This is a genomic window from Oleiagrimonas sp. MCCC 1A03011 (assembly GCF_003267965.1).
GTDB lineage: Bacteria > Pseudomonadota > Gammaproteobacteria > Xanthomonadales > Rhodanobacteraceae > Oleiagrimonas > Oleiagrimonas citrea.
The window spans coordinates 25,257-44,022 of record NZ_MSPY01000007.1; the positions used below are offsets into that span (position 1 = coordinate 25,257).

Below are 18,766 nucleotides of genomic sequence, written 5' to 3' on the forward strand. Positions count from 1 at the left end.
CGGGCCGCGTCGATGTCCGCCCCATGCCCGGCTCTTGAGGCCTGTCTGCGACCCGGTACGCAGTGGCTGCTGGTCGCGCCGCATCCCGATGACGAAGTGCTGGCGGCTGGCGGCCTGTTACAGCGCGCGGCGCGGCACGGCGGGCGCATCCGTATCTGGCAACTCAGCGATGGCGAGAACAATCCCTGGCCGCAACGCTGGCTGGAGCGTCGCGTGCGCATCGATGCGGCATGCCGTTCCCGTTGGGGCGCACGGCGCTGCGAGGAGTCGCGCGCGGGGCTGGCCCGACTCGGTCTGCCGGCTTCCGTGGTGGAGCGCTGGCATTGGCCGGATCTTGGCTTCAGCGAAGGGTTGGCGACGGCGCCAGAGCGGTGGATCGAACCGTTGACTGAGGCGTTGCACGCACTGCGGCCCGATGTGCTGGTGCTGCCCTCGATCGCCGACCGCCATCCCGATCACGGCACGGCGCACGTGCTCCTGCGGCTGGCATTGTATCGAGCGGGCCTGCAGCCACTGGCCCTCGAATATGTGTTCCACGGATCCGTGCCTGGCAAGCCCGACGTGCGGCTCGATCTGGATGCGGAGGAACGCGCCGTCAAACGGGCGGCGATTCTCGAGCATCGCAGCCAGACGGCCTTGAGTCGTGGACGCATGCTGGCCTGCGTCAATGCGCCGGAAACCTTCGTCTGCAGCAAGCCGCCGGGTGATGCGCCCGATGTCGCGCTGCTTCCGTGGCGCGTGCCGCGGGGTGGTCTGTCCGATTGCCGGCTGACGCTGGCATGGTGCGACGGTGTGCAGCGCTGGAGTCTGCGCGATGCACCCCTGATGCGCACATCACGCGGAACGATGCTGACACTGCCGCCCGCGGCGCGATCGGGAGGGCCGGTTTTCGCGCGTCTGGATACGGCGCGACGCGGTCTGTGGATTTTCGATCGTTGGGGCTGGGCTTCGCTGGCCTGATCGTCGCGTCATCCGGCATGTGCGGATGTCGTGCGATGCGACGTGATCGGCTTCAACTGCCGGCATGCCCGCAGTTGACCCCGGCGCGGCGATGACAGAAGCTTGTCGCGCAACAGGAGAGAACCGATGAGTGTGGCAGGCGCAGCGCGGCAGGGCATCCTGTCGCTGAAGATCAAGGACCGCGGGGCGTTGTACAACGCTTACATGCCCTTTCTGAAGGGCGGCGGCCTGTTCGTGCCCACGGCGCAGCGCTACGACCTCGGCGACGAGGTGGTGCTGCTGCTGAGTCTGGCCGAGATCAACGAGCGTCTGTCGGTGGCCGGAAAGGTGGTGTGGATCACCCCGGTCGGTGCACAGGGCAACCGTACCGCCGGCATCGGTATTCAGTTCAACGACAGCGCCGACGGCGAGACCGCGCGCACCAAGATCGAATCCATTCTCGGCGGCATGCTCAGCGCCGACCGCGCCACGCAGACGATGTAAGCGCGGCGTGCGGAATCCGGATACGAAAAAGCCCGGCGCGAAGCCGGGCTTTTTCGTGAATTTCTTTGGTCGGGGAGACAGGATTTGAACCTGCGACTTCTACGTCCCGAACGTAGCGCTCTACCAGGCTGAGCTACACCCCGACGGGAGCCGCGCATGATAACGACCTGCAACGCGGCTGGCAACACCCGTCGTGATTTGTCGTTCTCTTCAGCCAGGAGCGCGGCCGGAGGCTAGCGCTCGGGTGGTGGAGCCGAAACGGGGCGGTGACGGGCCGTCGGGTAGGCTTCGGCACACAGCGACGCGACGCAGTCGCGTAGCCAGCGGTGCGCGGGGTCGTTGTGCATGCGTGGGTGCCAGATGGCGCTGATCGTCAGCTGGGGAATCTGCACCGGCAGCTCGAATTCCTCGAGCCCCGCGGCGGCGGACCCTTCGCCCGCGCATGCATTGCCCAGGCAGGAGCGCGGCACCAGCGCAATCAGGTCCGAATGACGCGCGATACGCACGGCATCCGGAAACCCGGGCACGATCACGCGAATCTTTCGTCTCAGTCCGAGTGCGTCCAGGGCATCGTCGACGGGGCTGGTGACATCGCCCTTGGGAGTGGCCACGACGTGCTCGCACGCGGCATAGCGTTGCGGCGTGATGTCGACCTCGGTCAGAAGCGGATGACCCATGCGGGCCACGCCGACCATCCGGTCGCGGAAGAGGGGGCGGGCGTGCATGTCCGAGGCCGATGTCTCGACCACGCCGATTTCCAGGTCCACCGGTCCAAGCCGCAGAGGGGCGGGATCCTTGTTCGGTTTGGGCGCGAAATGCAGCCGCACGCCGGGGGCAGTCGCGGTCACGATAGTCAGCAACGGGACAGAGAAGAACGCGATGAAGGCTTCATTCGCGCGGATGGTGAACGTTCTTTCCAGGCGCGTGATGTCGAAGGCGTCGCTTCGCGGACGGAGCACCGCTTGCGCGTTCTGCGCCAGGTCATGGACCCGAGCGCGAAGCGATGCTGCGTACGGCGTGGGCGTCAGGCCGCGGCCGGCGCGCACCAGCAACGGATCGCCGGTGGTCGAACGGAGTCGCTTCAGCGTCCGGCTCATTGCCGACGGACTCAGCCCCAGCCGACGGGCGGCGGCGGTGACGCTGTTCTCGGTCAGCAGCGCATCGAGCGCGATGATCAGATTCAGGTCCACATTGTCCATGCGCTGAGCATACGCGTTTCATGATGATGTATGGCGTTTGATGCAATCATTGTTTGTATTCTGTGCGTCTGGTGCATTGCATTCCGGGATGCCACGCTTCGTGCCGTTCTGTTCACGCAATGGAAGACGTCATGTCGCAAGCATCTTCGGATCGCACGATCCTCATCATCGGCGCATCGCGTGGACTCGGCCATGCGATGGCTGCCGAATTTCTGCACAAGGGCTGGCGTGTGGTCGGCACGGTTCGTGGCGGCCACACTCGCACACCGCTGCACGATCTGGCCGATGCGCACGCGGGTCGGGTCGAGATCGAGGTTCTCGACATCTGCGAGCCGGACCAGCTCGCATCCCTGAACCGGCGTCTGCGCAGGCGAGTCTTCGACATCCTGTTCGTCAACGCGGGCACCACCAACCGGGACCCGACGCAGACCATCGGCGAGGTGTCGGCCGAGGAGTTCATGCACATCATGCTGACGAATGCGCTCAGTCCGATGCGTGTGGTCGAAACCCTGGAGTCCCTGGTTTCGCCCGACGGGATCATCGGCATCATGTCGTCGGGACAGGGCAGCATCGCCAACAACGAGAACGGTCAGCGCGAGCTGTACCGCGGCAGCAAAGCGGCGCTGAACATGTTCATGCGGAGTTTTGCCGCTCGCCATGCCGGCTCGTCCCGAGCGATGGCGCTGATGGCGCCCGGATGGGTCCGCACCGCCCTGGGTGGACCCGAGGCGCGGCTGGAGATCGAGGAAAGCATTCCGAGCCTGGTGAACGTGCTGCTTTCCATGCGGGGCACCCCGGGATTGCAGTATCTGGACTATCGGGGCCGAACCGTCCCCTGGTAGGTGATGGACCTCCCCGGGCGGGGCGGGCGAGGACCGTCCCCGGCGCGCCTCGCATGCCGAATCGGCCATGGGAATCTGCTAGGCTAGACGGCTGGCAAACCGGGTGTGTCCGCACGCCTGCGCGCTGGTTTGCCCAACCGTCTCCGTTGCTCGAGAAAAGAGGATTCCATGGCGCAGACCCAGGCCCGAACCATGCCCGGCGTGCTCGAATTGCTGCCGCGCGAACAGATCGCCTTCCAGCGCATGCTGGACGTCATCGCCCGCAACTATCGACTCTTCGGCTTCCTGCCCATCGAGACGCCGGTGATGGAGTTCAGCAAGGTGCTGCTGACCAAGTCCGGTGGCGAGACCGAGCGGCAGGTCTACTTCGTGCAGTCGACCGGCGCGCTGGAGAAAGACGGTCAGCCCGAACTGGCGCTGCGCTTCGATCTCACTGTGCCGCTGGCGCGCTACGTCGCCGAACACGAGCGCGAGTTGAGCTTCCCGTTCCGCCGCTACCAGATCCAGCGCGTGTATCGCGGCGAACGCGCCCAGCGCGGCCGCTTCCGCGAGTTCTACCAGTGCGACATCGACGTGATCGGCAAGGATCACCTGTCGATCCGCTACGACGCCGAGATTCCGGCGGTCATCCACAGTGTGTTCCGCGAACTGGCTATCGGCCCGTTCACCATCCAGCTCAATCACCGCAAGCTGATGCGCGGTTTCTTCGAGGGGCTGGGCATCGCCGACGGCGAGCAGCAGATGCTGGTGCTGCGCGAGGTCGACAAGCTGGACAAGCGCGGCGCCGAGGCCGTGCGCGCGACCCTGACCGGCGAAGGCTTCGGTCTGGCCGAGGACGTGGTCGCGAAGATTCTTGAATTCGTGCAGGTGCGCTCGACCTCGCTGGCCGATGCGGTGACCAAGCTGGACGCGTTGGGTTCGGGCAGCGAGACCTTCGAGCAGGGCCGCGACGAGCTGACGCAGGTGCTGACCATGGTGCGCGATCTCGGTGTGCCGGAGAACCGCTTTGCGCTGAACCTGTCGATCGCGCGCGGTCTCGACTATTACACCGGCATGGTCTACGAGACCACGCTGGACGAGCACCCTGAGATCGGTTCGATCTGCTCGGGCGGGCGTTACGACAATCTGGCCGGTCAGTACACCAAGTCGCATCTGCCGGGCGTGGGCATCTCCATTGGCGCCACGCGTCTGTTCTGGCAGTTGCGCGAAGCCGGCCTGATCGCCACCGCCGACAGTACGGTGCAGGCGCTGGTCACGCAGATGGACGAGGCGCATCTGCCCGAGTATCTGGCGCTGGCCGGCGAACTGCGCGCCGGCGGTATCGCTACCGAGACGGTGATGGAGGGCGGCAAGCTCGGCAAGCAGTTCAAGTACGCCGATCGCGCCGGCATCCGCTTCGTGCTGGTGCTGGGCGACGACGAGCTGGCCAAGGGCACCGTCACGGTCAAGGACATGCGCCGCAACGACCAGTTCGAGGTCAAGCGCGAGGAGCTCATCAAGGCGTTGCGCGTGGAGCTGGAACAGGCCGCGGTCATGCCGGTCGCGCGCGACTGAGCGCGGGCCACGGAGTGCATTCATGAGTAGCGCGAACACGATTCATCTCGACGGCGTCAGCTTGACTCGCGCGCAGGTCGCGCAGGTCGCGGCAGGCGCGGGCGTCACCCTCGACGAGACCCAGCTGCAGCGCGTGCAGCGCACCGCCGACTTCCTCGCCGAGAAGGTCGATTGCGGCGAGCCGATCTACGGCGTCACCACCGGCTTCGGTAGCAACGCCGACCGTCTGCTGGGCGCGCACCGCGCCCGCGACGAGCTGCCCGGCGGCCATCCCGACGCGCCCGAGGGCACGTTGATGGAGGAGTTGCAGCACAACCTCATCGTCACCCACGCCGTGTGCGTGGGCGCGCCGTTCGCGGTCGAGGTGGTACGGGCGATGCTGGTGATCCGCATCAACACATTGATGCGCGGTCACTCGGGCATCCGCGTACAGACGCTGCAGGCGCTGGCGGCGCTGCTCAATCGCGGCGTGATTCCGGTGATCCCGCAGAAAGGCTCCGTCGGCGCGTCCGGCGACCTGGCGCCGCTGTCGCATCTGGCCATCGTGCTGCTGGGCGGCGGCGAGGCCTTCGTCGACGGCGAGCGCATGCCCGGCGCCGAGGCGCTGGCGAAGGTTGGGCTGGAACCGATTCGCCTGTCCTTCAAGGAAGGCCTGGCGCTGAACAACGGCACCACGCAGATGCTGGCCACCGCCGTGCTGGCGCTGGAGAAGATGCAGCAGTTGCTGGAAACCGCCGACGTGGCTGCAGCGATGTCGCTGGATGCCTTCGCCGGCCGTAGCGGTGCGCTGCGCGAGGAAGTCCACGCGCTGCGTCCGCATCCGGGGCAGGTAGAGACCGCGCAGCGCATGCGCGCGCTGCTGGCCGAGTCGACGCTGGTCGACATTCCCTATCACCTGGTGCCGAAGTTCCGGGCCTGGACGGTGGACGCTTGGAACACGCACGAGGCGCAGGCGCATCGTTTCGACCTGTACTGGGATTGGGTGCCGGCCAACCAGCGTCACGGACGCGAGGCCTTCTACAACCGCTTCCTGCCGTTCAAGGGCGGCAAGAAGCATCAGCCGCAGGACGCCTACTGCCTGCGCTGCATTCCGCAGGTGCATGGCGCGGTGCGTGATGCCGTGGATCAGGCCTGCCGCGTGATCGACATCGAACTCAACGCCGTCACCGACAATCCGCTGGTGTTCCCGGATGCCGAGAACCCGCGCTACATCGAGGATCAGGTGATCTCCGCCGGCCACTTCCACGGCATGCCGCTGGCGCTGGCCATGAGCTACGTGAAGGCGGCGATTCCGGTGCTGGCGTCGATCTCCGAGCGGCGTCTGAACAAGCTGGTCGACCCAGCCAACAACGACGGTCTACCGGCGTTCCTGACTGGCAACGAAGACGCCACCGATTCCGGCTTCATGATCGTGCAGTACACCGCCGCCGCGCTGGTCAACGACCTCGCCACGCGCGCGCATCCGGCGTCGGTGTATTCGGTGCCGACCAGCGCCAACGCCGAGGACCATGTGTCGATGGGTGCCAACGAGGCGCGGCACGTGCTGGAGATGACCGAGGACCTTGGTCATGCCCTGGCGCTGGAGCTGTACACCGCCGCACAGGCGCTGGAGTACCGCCAGGACATGCTCAACGCCGCGCGTGAGTTGGCTGGGCAGGGCGACTGGGAACTGCTTGCGGCCAAGATCGCCGGCGCGCCGCGCGAGGATCATCCGCAGCACGCGCAGTTCGTCGAGGAAGTGCGTGGTCTGATGAAGGCGCTGGCCGAAGCCGGCGAATTCCATGCCGGTGTGGCGGTGCGTCGCGTGCTGGAACGCCTGCGCCGCAAGATCGATTTCCTGCGCAGCGACCGTCCCATGGACGGCGACGTGCAACGCGTGTGCGCCCTGGTCGCGTCGGGTGAACTGCTGGACTGACGCCGTCTGGTCAAACTTTGCACAGGGTGCTGCGGCGCCCTGATCGCAAAGGGAAAATGCGGGTTGTCCACAGGCTTTTCCCAGGGCTGCGCACAAGCACTGTGGAAAACGTATCAGCGATGCGTCAGCCACAGTCTGCGCAGCCGTGCCAGCGCGAGCCGCAGCGCGGCGAGCATCAGCACGCCGCCGAGAATGCCGGCCAGACGCATGAGCGCGGGGCGCAATTCGCCGGTCCAGGCGTGGTCCTGCACGAATACCATCAGAAAGGCGATGCCGAATTGCAGGCCGACGTAGCGGGTGTCTTCGTGCCCGCTGTGAATGTGCGAAGCCAGCCAGACACCGACCGCCAGTGCGGGCAGGAACAGCGCCGGATGACCGCCCGCCCAGGGCAGCAGTGCGAAGGCGAGCACGGCGGCGAGCAGGCAGCCCAGCAGTCGGTTGGCCATGCGCAGACCGACGGCGGCCTCGCCGAAGTCACGCTGCAGCAGCGTGCGTAGCGGGATCATCGGCAGCACCACGATGGTCACCAGCATCTGCGGGAAGGCCGGCATCGGATACAGCGCATGCACCGCGGTCAGCATACCGATGCTGAGCGCCGCCGGAAGCGCCTGCCATATGCGCCGCTGCCGCGCTTTTCGCGTGCGTGGGTCGAGAGGCGGAGACTCCTCCTGCGCTGCATCCAGTCGGGGCAGGTTCCAGTACGGACGAAGCAGGTGCACCAGTCCGGCGATCAGGATGCAGGCCGTCGTGCCGACGGCGACATCGGCCACGCGCAGCAGGGCCACGTCCCATAACGTCTGTGTCGAAGTCGCCTCGGCCAGGATCAGGCACGCCGTAATCGTGGCCAGCAGCCAGCCGTAGCTGCGCGTGCTTCCCAGCGCCATGTAGACACCGGCGCCGGTGATCAGGGTGAGCAGGAGCGCCGTGCCGGACACCGATCCGCGGGAGGCATGGACAAGCAGCAGGCAGGCGGCCGCACCGCCGACGGTGCCGACCATGCGCTGCACGCCGCGCCGCCAGGAGGTCGTCCAGTCGGCGCGCATCACCACGTAGGCGCTGATCGCGACCCACCAGCGATCGGTCAGGCGGAGTCCGTCCGCCAGCGTGACGGCGAGCAGGACCGAGGCGACCGTCTGCGCCGCGAGCAGGGCGCGCGGACCGCGCCAATGCAGCGCGCGAAACTCGGTGGCGAGCAGGCCAAAGCTGCGTGCAAGGAAGGCGGTCAGGCGATGACGGTGCATGCGTGGGCAGTCAGTCGGAATGCTCCGAGTGTAGCCGAGCACCGCGATGGCATGACTGGTCATGGATTGATCAGCGAGGTGCATGTGCTTGTTCGCAAAGCGCATCGGACCACTTGTCCACAGCCCTGTACATCGCTGTCCACACCGGCTGTGGATGAACGCGTCATGCGCCATCGTCCGGGCGCATTTCGAGGGTCATGGTAGGGAGCGGATGTCATGCCTGTTGCTGGTCACGGATTGATCAGCGAGGTGTATGTGCCTGTTCGAAAAGCGCATCGGTGCAGTTGTCCACAGCCTTATACAGCCCTGTCCACATCGACTGTGGATGAATGGCGCGGGCAGTGCCTTTTTGACCCGCGAAGTGTTCACCATGAAACGCGCGTGGCACGGATGCCGTTGGTCACGAATTGAGCAACGAGGTGCATGTGCTTGTTCGCAAAGCGCATCGGGGCACTTGTCCACAGCCCTGTACACCGCTGTCCACATCCGCTGTGGATGAACGGACCTTGCGATACCGTTCAGACGAGTGCTTGCGTTGCTTATCGGTCGTCTCTAGAATGCGCATCACACAATGTGATAACGCGTTAATACATTATGAAACGTCGCAACCTGGAACCGAAGCTGTCGCGCAAGAAGGTCGAGACCGGCCTGTGCAAGGCGCTGCTGTCGCTGGAGACGGTGGAAGAGATGCGCGCCTTCCTGCGCGATCTGTGCACGCCGGCCGAGCTGGAGGCGCTGACCGATCGCTGGAGTGTGGTGCCGCTGGTGCTGGAAGGGCGCACCTACCGCGACATCCACGAACGCACGGCGGTGAGCATCACCACCATTGGCCGCGTTGCGCGTTTCATCAATCAGGGCAATGGCGGCTACCTCGCCGCCGCCTCGGCGCGCAGCACCAAGCGCGCCTCGTCTTCCCAAGGAGTTCGCGCATGATGCCGCGAGATCGACTGCGCATCGCCGTGCAGAAATCCGGTCGCCTCGGCGATCCGTCCCGTGACCTGCTGAGCCGCTGCGGGCTGAAGTTCCGCAGCAGTCGCGACAAGCTGTTCTGCTTCGGCGAGAACATGGCCGTGGACCTACTTCTGGTCCGTGACGACGACATTCCCGGCCTGATCGCCGACGGTGTGTGCGATCTCGGCGTGGTCGGCCGCAATGTGCTCGACGAAGCCGCACTGGCGACGCCGGGGGAGCGGTCGTACCGCGAACTGCGTGCACTGGGCTTCGGTGGTTGCCGCCTGTCCATCGCGCTGCCGCAGGACGAGGCGTGGACGGGTCCGCAGCAGCTGGCCGGAAAGCGCATCGCCACCACCTATCCGAACCAGCTCGCCGACTGGCTACGCCGCAACGAAGTCGATGCGCAGATCGTCACGCTGTCCGGTTCGGTCGAGATCGCGCCGCGGCTGGGCACCGCTGACCTGATCTGCGATCTGGTTTCCAGCGGCGCGACACTGGCGGCCAATCAGCTGCGCGAGACCGCGGTCATCATGCAGAGCGAGGCCGTGCTGGCCGGTGCCGCGGAGATGCCGCGCGACGAGCGCGGCGATCTGATCGAACTGCTGCTGCGCCGTCTGGATGGTGTGCTCAACGTGCGCGAGTCGCGCCTGCTGATGCTGAAGGCGCCGCGCGCCGCATTGTCCGCCATCGTGGATTTGCTGCCGGGCCGGCCGTTGCCGACGGTGACCCCGATCGAGGGCCGCCCGGACGACATCGCCCTGCAGTGTGTGTGCAGCGGCAACGTCAGCTGGCAGGATCTGGAAGCCATGAAGCGCGCCGGCGCGCAGGGCATGCTGGTGCTGCCGGTGGAGATGATGCTGGCATGAACATCGTCGACTGGAATGCACTCGACGCAGCGACCCGCAACGCGCTGCTGGAACGCCCGGCGCAGACGCAGAACGTCGAGCGCGCGCAGGCCGTGGCGCGGATCATCGCGCAGGTCGGACAGGAGGGCGATGCAGCGCTGAAACGGCTGACCGCGCAGCTGGACGGCTGCGAGTTGGATGCCTTGGCCGTGCCGGGCGAAGCATTCGATGCCGCGGAAGCGTTGCTCGATGCGACGCTGAAACAGGCCATCGCCGACGCGCGTACGCGCATCGAGACCTTTCACCGCGCCGCCGCACCGCAGCCGGTGCGTGTCGAGACGGCGCCCGGTGTGCTCTGCGAGCGGGTGCTGCGACCGGTGACGCGGGTCGGCCTGTACGTGCCGGCCGGCACGGCACCGCTGCCTTCGACAGCGTTGATGCTGGGCGTGCCGGCGCAGCTGGCCGGTTGCCGCGAGGTCGTGCTGTGCACGCCGCCGCGTGCCGACGGCAGCGTCGACCCGACCGTGCTGTACGCGGCGCGGCTGTGCGGCATCGAACGCGTGTTCCGTCTCGGCGGCGCGCAGGCGGTCGCGGCGATGGCGCTGGGCACCGAGAGCGTGCCGCGCTGCGACAAGCTGTTCGGCCCCGGCAACGGCTGGGTGACCGAAGCCAAGCAGCAGGTCAGCGCCGCGCCCGGCGGGCCGGCTATCGACATGCCGGCGGGGCCGTCCGAAGTGCTGGTGATTGCTGACGCCAAGGCCGATCCGCGCTTCGTCGCGGCGGACCTGCTGTCGCAGGCCGAACACGGGCCGGATTCGCAGGTCCTGTTGCTGACCGACGCTCGCGAACAGGCCGACGCCGTGGTGGCCGAGGTCGAACGCCAGGTGGCGCAGTTGCCGCGTGCGGACACCGCGCGCAAGGCGCTGTCCGCCAGTCGTGTCATTCGCGTCGAGTCTCTGGCGCAGGCAGCCGAGGTCAGTAACGCCTACGCGCCGGAACATCTCATTCTCAATGTGTCCGACCCGCGTGCGCTGCTCACACAGATCGACAGCGCCGGTTCGATCTTCCTCGGCGCGTGGTCGCCGGAGTCGGTCGGCGACTACTGCAGCGGCACCAATCACGTGCTGCCGACCTACGGACATGCGCGCGCCTGGAGCGGCGTGTCGGTAGCCAGTTTCCAGAAGCAGATCACGGTGCAGGAGTTGTCCGGCGACGGCTTGCGCGGCATCGGCGCGTGCGCGGTGACGCTGGCCGAGGCCGAAGGCCTGGAGGCCCACGCGCAGGCCGTGCGCTTGCGGCTGGCCGAACTGGAGGCGATGGCATGAGCGTGCTCGATTTGGCACGACCGGAAGTGCGCGCGCTGACCCCGTATTCCTCGGCGCGGATGGAGGCGCAGGGCGCGTCCATCATGCTCAACGCCAACGAATCGCCGTGGCCACCGGCGGGCGACGACGGGCAGGGCCTGAACCGTTATCCCGATCCGCAGCCCGCAGCGCTGCGCGAGCGCCTGGCGGAGCTGTACGGTGTGCGTCCGGATCAGCTGCTGGTCGGCCGCGGCAGCGACGAGGCCATCGACCTGCTGGTGCGCGCGTTCTGCCGGCCCGGCGTGGACGCCATCGCGGTCAGTCCGCCGACGTTCGGCATGTACGCGGTGTGCGCCGGCGTGCAGGGCGCGGCGGTGGAAACCCTGCCGCTCGATGCGAACTTCGGACTCGACGTCGATGCCGTGCTCGCCGGACTCTCGCCGGCGGTGAAGTTGCTGTTCGTGTGTTCGCCGAACAATCCGACCGGCGGCCTGGTACCGCAGGTGGATATCGCGCGGCTGGCGTCGGCGCTGGACGGTCGCGCGCTGGTCATCGTCGACGAGGCCTACATCGAATTCGCCGAGGCCGAGAGCACTTCGGCGCTGCTCGCACAGCATGCCAATCTGGGTGTGCTGCGCACGCTGTCGAAAGCCTGGGCGCTGGCTGGCGCGCGCATCGGCGCGCTGCTGGCCGACGCAGAGGTGATCGCGTTGCTGCGCCGGATCATGCCGCCGTATCCGTTGCCCACGCCGTGTGTGCAGGCGGCGATGGCGGCACTGGACGAGGCCGGGCGGATACAGATGCGCGAACGCATCGCGACCACCATTGCCGAGCGCGAGCGCATGGCGACGATCCTGCTGAAGGTACCCGGCGTGCGCGCGGTACATCCTTCGCGCGCCAATTTCCTCACCGTGTCCCTGGACGACGCGCAGGGCGTGTACCGCGCACTGTTGGCGCAGGGGATCGTGGTCCGCGACGTTGGTCGCTATCCGGGTCTGGCCGGCTGTCTGCGTTTCTCCATCGGCACGCCGGAGGAGAACGCCCGCCTGCTGGATGCCCTCAACCGCTGCGCGGAGGCCGCATGAGCCGCAAGATCCTCTTCGTCGATCGCGATGGCTGTCTGATCGAGGAGCCGGCCGACGAACAGATCGACCGCTTCGAGAAGCTGGCGCTGCTGCCCGACGTGATTCCGGCGTTGCGCCGTTGCGTGTCGGCGGGCTACGAGCTGGTCATGGTCACCAATCAGGACGGACTCGGCACAGCGAGCTTTCCCCAGGCCGATTTCGACGGGCCGCACGATCTGCTAATGCGGTTGCTCGCTTCGCAGGGCATCCGCTTCCGCGAAGTGCTGGTCGATCGCAGCTTCCCGCAGGACGGTCTGGACACGCGCAAGCCGGGTACCGGCATGGTGCGCCACTACCTGGCTGACGACAGCTGGGGCCGGCGTGCTTCGGCGATGGTCGGCGACCGCGAGACCGACCTGCAGTTCGCCACCAATCTGGGCGTGCAGGGGTTGCGCGTCGGTCCCGAGGGCATGGACTGGATGGCGGTCGCGCATGCGTTGTGCGATGCGCCGCGCATGGCGGAGGTGGCGCGCAACACGCGCGAGACTCGTATTCGCGTGCGCGTCGATCTGGATGAGACCGCCGAGCCGAAGATTGCCACCGGCATCGGCTATTTCGACCACATGCTCGAGCAGATCGGCAAGCATGGCGGTTTCGCGCTGACACTGACCTGTGAAGGTGACCTGCACGTCGACGAGCACCACACCGTCGAAGACAGCGCACTGGCGCTGGGGCAGGCACTACGCGAAGCGCTGGGCGACAAGCGGGGCATCGGCCGCTACGGCTTCACGCTGCCGATGGACGAGACGCTGGCCAGCGCCGCGCTGGACCTGTCCGGTCGGCCATGGTTCGAATTCGATGGCTGCTTCCCGCGCGAGAAGGTCGGTGAATTGTCGACCGAGATGGTCCCGCACTTCTTCCGCTCATTTTGCGAGACCCTCGGCGCGAACCTGCATTTGAACGTGCGCGGCGAGAACGCGCACCACATGGTCGAAGGCTGCTTCAAGGCCGTGGCGCGCACCCTGCGTCAGGCGGTGCGTCGCGAGGGCGATGCATTGCCCAGCACCAAGGGAGCGCTGTGATGGCCGACGTGGTCCTGATCGATGCTGGCGGCACCAATATCGGTTCGGTGCAGTATGCCCTGCAGCGCCTTGGGGTGGATGCGGCAATGAGCGGCGATCCCATGCGCATCCGAGCTGCCAGTCATGTGATCTTGCCGGGTGTCGGCGCGGCGCCGCCGGGCATGGCACGGCTGCGCATGAACGGCCTGGATCGGGTCGTCCGCGAACTCGAGCAGCCCGTGCTCGGTGTCTGTCTGGGTATGCAGCTGCTGTTCGAGCATTCCGAGGAAGGTGACGCGGCCTGTCTGGGGGTGGTGCCGGGCGAGGTGCGGCACTTTCCGCGCGATGCCGATCTGCGCGTCCCGCACATGGGCTGGAATCGACTGCATCTCGAACGCGATGATGTGTTGCTGCGCGGCGTCGAGGAAGGCGATTTCGCCTACTTCGTGCATAGCTATGCAGCGGCCATGGGGCCGCACGTACTGGCGTCGAGCGATCATGGTGCGCCGTTCGCGGCGGTGGTCCGCAAGAACAATTTCTGTGGCATGCAATTCCACCCCGAGCGCTCGGCGGACGTCGGCGCACGCCTGCTGGAGAATTTTCTTTCGCTATGAACTTCACAGTCTATCCCGCCATCGATCTTCGTGAGGACCGTGTGGTGCGCCTGTACCAGGGCGATTACGCGCGGCAGACGGAGTACGCCATCGAGCCGCTGCAACTGGCGCATGAATACGCCGGGGAGGGTGCCGAGTGGCTGCACGTAGTCGACCTGGACGGCGCGCGCAACGGACAGCCCACGAACCTTTCGACGCTGACCGCACTGGCGCATGCGGGCCTGAAGGTGCAGGCCGGTGGCGGCGTGCGCGGCGAGGACGACGTGCGGCGCCTGTTCGACGCCGGCGTCACGCGCGTGGTGGTCGGAAGTGTGGCAGTGCGCGATCCGCAACGCGTGATCGGCTGGCTGGAGCGCTTCGGCAGCGAGCGCTTGACGCTGGCCCTGGATACGCGCTGGCGCGACGGCTCCTGGCGTCTGCCCAGCGCCGGCTGGGAGAAGGACGAGGACGCGACACTGGACGAGCTGGCTCCGCATTTTGCAGCGGCCGGGGCGCGGCATCTGCTGTGCACGGACATCGATCGCGATGGCACGATGTCCGGTCCCAACCTTTCGCTGTTCAAGCATCTTCGCCACATCGCGCCGACCCTGCAGACACAGGTGTCCGGCGGTGCGCGCGCCATCGACGACGTGCGCGCGGCGCGCGAAGCGGGCGCGGCCGGCATCGTGCTCGGTCGCGCGCTGCTCGAAGGCCGTTTCACGTTGGGCGAGGCGCTGTTGTGCTGACCCGTCGCATCATTCCCTGTCTCGACGTGCGTGATGGCCAGGTGGTCAAGGGCGTGCGTTTTCGCGATCACGTGGTGATGGGCGGCATCGTCGAACTCGCGCTGCGCTATCGCGATGCGGGCGCCGACGAACTGGTGTTCTACGACATCACCGCCAGTCCCGAGGGGCGCCGTGTGGACCGTGACTGGGTCGAGCGCGTGGCGCGCGTACTGGACATTCCGTTCTGCGTCGCCGGAGGCATTCGCAGTGTGGGCGATGCACGCGAGGTGCTCTACGCCGGCGCCGACAAAGTGTCGGTGAATTCCCCTGCGCTGGAACGGCCGGAGCTGATCGACGAGCTGTCCGTGGCCTTCGGCGTGCAGTGCGTGGTGGTCGGCATCGACAGTCTGCGCGACGAGGACGGTCGCTGGCGCGTGCGCCAGTACAGCGGCGATCCCGATCGCACGCGCGCATTATCGCGCGACACGCTGGACTGGGTACGTGAGGCGCAGCAGCGCGGCGCCGGCGAGATTGTCCTGAACTGCATGGGCAGCGATGGCGTGCGTGACGGCTACGACATCGAGCAGCTGGCGCGTGTGCGCGAGATCTGCTCGGTGCCGCTGGTGGCGTCGGGCGGCGCGGGGGCAGTGCGGCACTTCGTCGAGGTCTTCCGCGAGGCAGGCGTCGATGCGGCCCTGGCGGCCAGCGTCTTCCACGCCGGCGACATCGCCATTCCCGACCTCAAGCGTCAGCTGGCCGAGCAGGGCGTGCCGGTGCGCGAATCCGGGAGACGAGGATGACTCGGTCTGCAGAGGCCGGGTCACGCCGCCCGATCCTTCCATTTCCTGGCGCATTGAGCGATGGCAGGATGGCGACAGTGCGCAACCCGATTACACTCCAAGCAACGCGACAGCCCGGTACATGCCGATGAATGCAGCCGCCCCCATTCCGTTCGACCCCGATCAGCTGGACTGGAACAAAGGCGATGGCCTGCTTCCGGCCATCGTGCAGCATTGGCGTGACGGCCGTGTGCTGATGCTCGGCTACATGAATCGCGAGGCGCTCGAGGCCACGCTGAAGACCGGTCGCGTGACGTTCTACAGCCGCAGCAAGCAGCGTTTGTGGACCAAGGGCGAGAGTTCGGGGAATGTGCTCGAACTGAAGGCCGTCGACGCCGATTGCGACCACGACACGTTGCTGGTGCGCGCGACTCCGCATGGACCGACCTGCCATCAGGGAACCGAGAGCTGCTTCGGCGACGCCAGTGATCCCGAATTGGCTTTTCTGGGTCGGCTCGACCATCTGGTGCGTCGTCGTCATGCGGAGCTGCCCGCGGACAGCTACACCACGCGACTGTTCGACGCCGGGACGCGTCGCATTGCGCAGAAGGTCGGCGAGGAAGGCGTCGAGACCGCACTGGCCGCCGTGGCCGAAGATGATGATGCCCTGGTCGGCGAGGCCGCGGATCTGGTGTATCACCTGCTGGTGCTGTTGCGGGCACGCAATCTGGGGCTGGCCGATGTCATCGATCGATTGCGCGAACGACACGCGGACTAGCCTCGCGCATGCGCGATGGATGACAGGCGTCACTGGGGGCGTGCGGCGGCGGGTGTGACACTTCCTGCATTCATTGCAGGAGGCTCGTCATGAATCCCTTCATTTTGTCCTGGATTGCCTGGTTGTTGATCTGGCTGCTGCTGTGGGCCTGGTCCAAGCGCACCCGCCGCCACGAGAGCTCGGGTTCCTGGTCGCTGCACATGTTGCCGTTGATGATTGCTGCGGTGCTGTTGAGCGCGCATCACCTCGTCGGCCATGTGCTCGAAGGTGCAGTCGTGCCGTATCGGCACCTGTTCTATACGGTGGGACTGGCGCTGACCTGGGCCGGTCTGGCTTTCGCGGTCTGGGCGCGCCTGTACATCGGGCGCAACTGGAGCGCGTCGGTGCAGGTCAAGGTTGGTCACGAACTGGTGCGCAGCGGTCCGTACCGTTTCGTGCGGCATCCGATCTACACGGGTCTTCTGTTCGCATTTCTGGGATCGGCGCTGGCGATGGATCAGTGGCGCGGCGTCGTAGCGGTCGTCATCGTGCTCGCGGGCTTCGTGTACAAACTGCGTCTGGAAGAGCGCTGGATGATCGAGACGTTTGGCGACGACTATCGCGATTATCGTCGGCGCACCTATGCGTTGGTGCCGTTCGTGTTCTGAGAGCCGTTCGACGTGCGCGCTGGAATGATGCGCCGTGGATGTGGGGACGAAGGCATCCGGCACGTTCGTGACGCGACGCCCGGGCCGACGCGCACGACGCAATCGTTTGTCGAAGAAGGAATGACGATGCATGCCTACGAGCGCGTGACGCGCCTGCTGGGGATCGAATACCCCATCATCCAGGCGCCGATGGCGGGCGTGACGACGCCGCAACTGGCCGCAGCCGTGAGCGATGCCGGGGCACTGGGTTCATTGGGCATCGGCGCCAGTTCGTGTGTGAAGGCGCAGGCGCAGATCGAGGCAGTGCGCGCGCTCACGAGTCGACCGTTCAACATCAATGTGTTCTGCCATGCTCCGGCGCGGCGCGATCCCGAGATTGAACGGGCATGGCTGGCGTATCTCGCGCCGCTGTTCGCCGAGGCCGATGCCGAACCGCCGGCCGCGCTGGAGGAAATCTACACGACGTTCCTGCAGGCACAGGATGTGCAGGCCCTGCTGCTGGAACAGCGACCCGCCGTGGTCAGCTTCCATTTCGGATTGCCCGATGACGCCTTCCTGGCGTCTCTGCGCCGGGCTGGCGTCCGCACACTGGCGACGGCGACCTGTCTCGACGAAGCGCATCGGGTCGAACAGGCCGGCATCGACGCCGTGGTGGCGCAGGGCTTCGAGGCAGGTGGTCACCGCGGCGTATTCGATCCGCAGGCACAGGACATGGAACAGTCCACGGCCGAACTGGTGGACGTTCTGGTCCGTGAACTGAAGATTCCGGTGATCGCCGCCGGTGGTCTCATGGACGGTCACGATATCCGGGCGATGCTGGAGGGAGGCGCTTCGGGCGTGCAGTTGGGCACGGCATTCGTCGCGTGTCCGGAGTCGGCCGCCGACGCGGCGTATCGCTCTGCGCTGCTGGATGCACAAGGGCGCGAGACGCGCATGACTTCGGTCCTGTCCGGCCGGCCCGCGCGTGGTTTCGTCAATCGGCTGGTGCGGCACGGCGAGGCGCCGGGCCATGCGACGGTCCCCGATTATCCGGTCACGTACGATGGCATCAAGCGACTCAACGCGGCCGCGCGTGCCCGGGGCATCGATGATTTTGTCGTGCGCTGGGCCGGTCAGGGTGCCGCTCGTGCGCGGGCGATGCCCGCCGCGGATCTGGTGCAGCGCCTGGTCATGGAGTGGCGACGCGGCTGATCGTGCGCGTCGCTGTCGTGTCACGCTGGAGGTGGCGCCGTGCCGCGGACCGACGGTCGCTGTGCAGCCCATTCCATCCACGTAGCGAGTTTCGGCGCGTGCCTGCGCCAGTCCAGCTCGGGCTGGCGAAAATCCAGATAGCCGAGCGCACAGGCCACACCGATGCTGTCCAAGTGGAAGTGGACGGTGCTGGCATGGAATCGGTGATCCAGCGCTTCGATGCCTCGGATCAGGGATTGCGTGCGGCGCTCGATCATGGGCGCGCTGCGCGTCGCCGGCGGACGGCGGCCTTCAAGGACCAGGAACACGGTGTATTCGAGCAGGGTCTGCGCCAAGGCGGCGATGGCTTCGGCGTGGGTGCGCGCCTGTGGGGCGTGCGGCCACAGTGGCGGCTGCGGGAAGGCGCGGTCGAGCCAGCCGAGGATGGTGTCGCTGTCGGTCAGCGCCAGGCCGTCGTCCAGTTGCAGCGCAGGTACCTGTGACAGCGGGTTGGTGGCGGTGAGCGTGCCGTCATCGTTCCACGGGTCGACCACGATCTGTTCGATCCGCTGGGCAAGTCCTTTCTCGGCCAGGCCGATGCGGACCTTGCGTGCGAAGGGAGAGGTCAGACTGACATAGAGTTTCATGGTGG

Annotated in this window: 19 protein-coding genes and 1 tRNA gene; 16 read left to right on the top strand and 4 right to left on the bottom strand. The window is 66.7% G+C overall.

Annotated elements, in window-relative coordinates:
• Positions 1–12 precede the first annotated feature (12 nt).
• Positions 13–960: a PIG-L family deacetylase gene (locus tag BTJ49_RS12920; protein WP_113065838.1), complete on the top strand. Its 948-nt coding sequence runs from the start codon at positions 13–15 to the stop codon at positions 958–960.
• Between the two features lie 126 nt (positions 961–1,086).
• Positions 1,087–1,443 carry a PilZ domain-containing protein gene (locus BTJ49_RS12925; protein WP_043100338.1) on the top strand — a complete coding sequence of 119 codons (357 nt, stop codon included), beginning with the start codon at positions 1,087–1,089 and terminating at the stop codon, positions 1,441–1,443.
• Positions 1,444–1,509: 66 nt separating this feature from the next.
• Here the strand turns inward: BTJ49_RS12925 and BTJ49_RS12930 are convergent.
• Together BTJ49_RS12930 and BTJ49_RS12935 are read right to left on the bottom strand one after the other, a co-directional pair.
• Positions 1,510–1,586: transfer RNA gene (locus BTJ49_RS12930), tRNA-Pro, on the bottom strand.
• 90 nt (positions 1,587–1,676) lie between these two features.
• Positions 1,677–2,642 carry a LysR family transcriptional regulator gene (locus BTJ49_RS12935; RefSeq protein WP_113065839.1) on the bottom strand — a complete coding sequence of 322 codons (966 nt, stop codon included), beginning with the start codon at positions 2,640–2,642 and terminating at the stop codon, positions 1,677–1,679.
• A gap of 131 nt (positions 2,643–2,773) precedes the next feature.
• On the opposite strand from BTJ49_RS12935, the gene BTJ49_RS12940 reads away from it, so the two are divergent.
• From BTJ49_RS12940 to BTJ49_RS12950, 3 genes are all read left to right on the top strand, one after another.
• On the top strand, positions 2,774–3,484 hold the full coding sequence (locus tag BTJ49_RS12940; protein ID WP_206098418.1) for an SDR family NAD(P)-dependent oxidoreductase: 711 nt from the start codon (positions 2,774–2,776) through the stop codon (positions 3,482–3,484).
• A 168-nt stretch (positions 3,485–3,652) separates the two neighbouring features.
• Complete coding sequence (hisS, locus tag BTJ49_RS12945) at positions 3,653–5,038, top strand: histidine--tRNA ligase (protein ID WP_113065841.1); 1,386 nt, start codon at positions 3,653–3,655, stop codon at positions 5,036–5,038.
• A 22-nt stretch (positions 5,039–5,060) separates the two neighbouring features.
• On the top strand, positions 5,061–6,953 hold the full coding sequence (locus BTJ49_RS12950) for an aromatic amino acid ammonia-lyase (RefSeq protein ID WP_113065842.1): 1,893 nt from the start codon (positions 5,061–5,063) through the stop codon (positions 6,951–6,953).
• A 113-nt stretch (positions 6,954–7,066) separates the two neighbouring features.
• On the opposite strand, the gene BTJ49_RS12955 is transcribed toward BTJ49_RS12950, so the two are convergent.
• Entirely contained in the window at positions 7,067–8,257 is a 1,191-nt protein-coding gene (locus tag BTJ49_RS12955) for an FUSC family protein (protein ID WP_168184746.1), read from the bottom strand.
• Between the two features lie 531 nt (positions 8,258–8,788).
• Here BTJ49_RS12955 and BTJ49_RS12960 point away from each other — a divergent pair.
• From BTJ49_RS12960 to BTJ49_RS13010, 11 genes are all read left to right on the top strand, one after another.
• Positions 8,789–9,127 carry a YerC/YecD family TrpR-related protein gene (locus BTJ49_RS12960; protein ID WP_113065844.1) on the top strand — a complete coding sequence of 113 codons (339 nt, stop codon included), beginning with the start codon at positions 8,789–8,791 and terminating at the stop codon, positions 9,125–9,127.
• Positions 9,124–10,014 (top strand): ATP phosphoribosyltransferase, encoded by an 891-nt coding sequence (gene hisG / locus BTJ49_RS12965; RefSeq protein ID WP_113065845.1) that lies wholly within the window; start codon positions 9,124–9,126, stop codon positions 10,012–10,014. Before BTJ49_RS12960 ends, hisG begins: the two co-directional genes overlap by 4 nt.
• Complete coding sequence (gene hisD / locus BTJ49_RS12970; RefSeq protein ID WP_113065846.1) at positions 10,011–11,318, top strand: histidinol dehydrogenase; 1,308 nt, start codon at positions 10,011–10,013, stop codon at positions 11,316–11,318. The genes hisG and hisD overlap by 4 nt, the downstream gene beginning before the upstream one ends.
• A complete protein-coding gene (hisC, locus tag BTJ49_RS12975; RefSeq protein ID WP_113065847.1) occupies positions 11,315–12,382 on the top strand; it encodes a histidinol-phosphate transaminase in 1,068 nt (355 codons plus the stop codon). The genes hisD and hisC overlap by 4 nt, the downstream gene beginning before the upstream one ends.
• Entirely contained in the window at positions 12,379–13,443 is a 1,065-nt protein-coding gene (hisB, locus tag BTJ49_RS12980; protein WP_113065848.1) for a bifunctional histidinol-phosphatase/imidazoleglycerol-phosphate dehydratase HisB, read from the top strand. The genes hisC and hisB overlap by 4 nt, the downstream gene beginning before the upstream one ends.
• Positions 13,443–14,036, top strand: a complete 594-nt coding sequence (gene hisH / locus BTJ49_RS12985) for an imidazole glycerol phosphate synthase subunit HisH (RefSeq protein ID WP_113065849.1) — start codon at positions 13,443–13,445, stop codon at positions 14,034–14,036. Before hisB ends, hisH begins: the two co-directional genes overlap by 1 nt.
• Positions 14,033–14,761, top strand: a complete 729-nt coding sequence (locus BTJ49_RS12990; protein ID WP_113065850.1) for a 1-(5-phosphoribosyl)-5-[(5-phosphoribosylamino)methylideneamino] imidazole-4-carboxamide isomerase — start codon at positions 14,033–14,035, stop codon at positions 14,759–14,761. Before hisH ends, BTJ49_RS12990 begins: the two co-directional genes overlap by 4 nt.
• The gene (gene hisF / locus BTJ49_RS12995; RefSeq protein ID WP_113065851.1) at positions 14,755–15,540 is read left to right on the top strand and encodes an imidazole glycerol phosphate synthase subunit HisF; all 786 of its coding nucleotides are present in this window, start codon (positions 14,755–14,757) and stop codon (positions 15,538–15,540) included. The genes BTJ49_RS12990 and hisF overlap by 7 nt, the downstream gene beginning before the upstream one ends.
• A gap of 127 nt (positions 15,541–15,667) precedes the next feature.
• Positions 15,668–16,297: a bifunctional phosphoribosyl-AMP cyclohydrolase/phosphoribosyl-ATP diphosphatase HisIE gene (gene hisIE / locus BTJ49_RS13000; RefSeq protein WP_113065852.1), complete on the top strand. Its 630-nt coding sequence runs from the start codon at positions 15,668–15,670 to the stop codon at positions 16,295–16,297.
• Positions 16,298–16,386: 89 nt separating this feature from the next.
• Positions 16,387–16,944 carry an isoprenylcysteine carboxylmethyltransferase family protein gene (locus BTJ49_RS13005; RefSeq protein ID WP_113065853.1) on the top strand — a complete coding sequence of 186 codons (558 nt, stop codon included), beginning with the start codon at positions 16,387–16,389 and terminating at the stop codon, positions 16,942–16,944.
• A gap of 126 nt (positions 16,945–17,070) precedes the next feature.
• Complete coding sequence (locus BTJ49_RS13010) at positions 17,071–18,135, top strand: nitronate monooxygenase (RefSeq protein ID WP_113065962.1); 1,065 nt, start codon at positions 17,071–17,073, stop codon at positions 18,133–18,135.
• Positions 18,136–18,155: 20 nt separating this feature from the next.
• Here BTJ49_RS13010 and BTJ49_RS13015 read toward each other — a convergent pair whose 3' ends face one another.
• Positions 18,156–18,761, bottom strand: a complete 606-nt coding sequence (locus BTJ49_RS13015) for a glutathione S-transferase N-terminal domain-containing protein (protein WP_113065854.1) — start codon at positions 18,759–18,761, stop codon at positions 18,156–18,158.
• Positions 18,762–18,766: the final 5 nt, after the last annotated feature.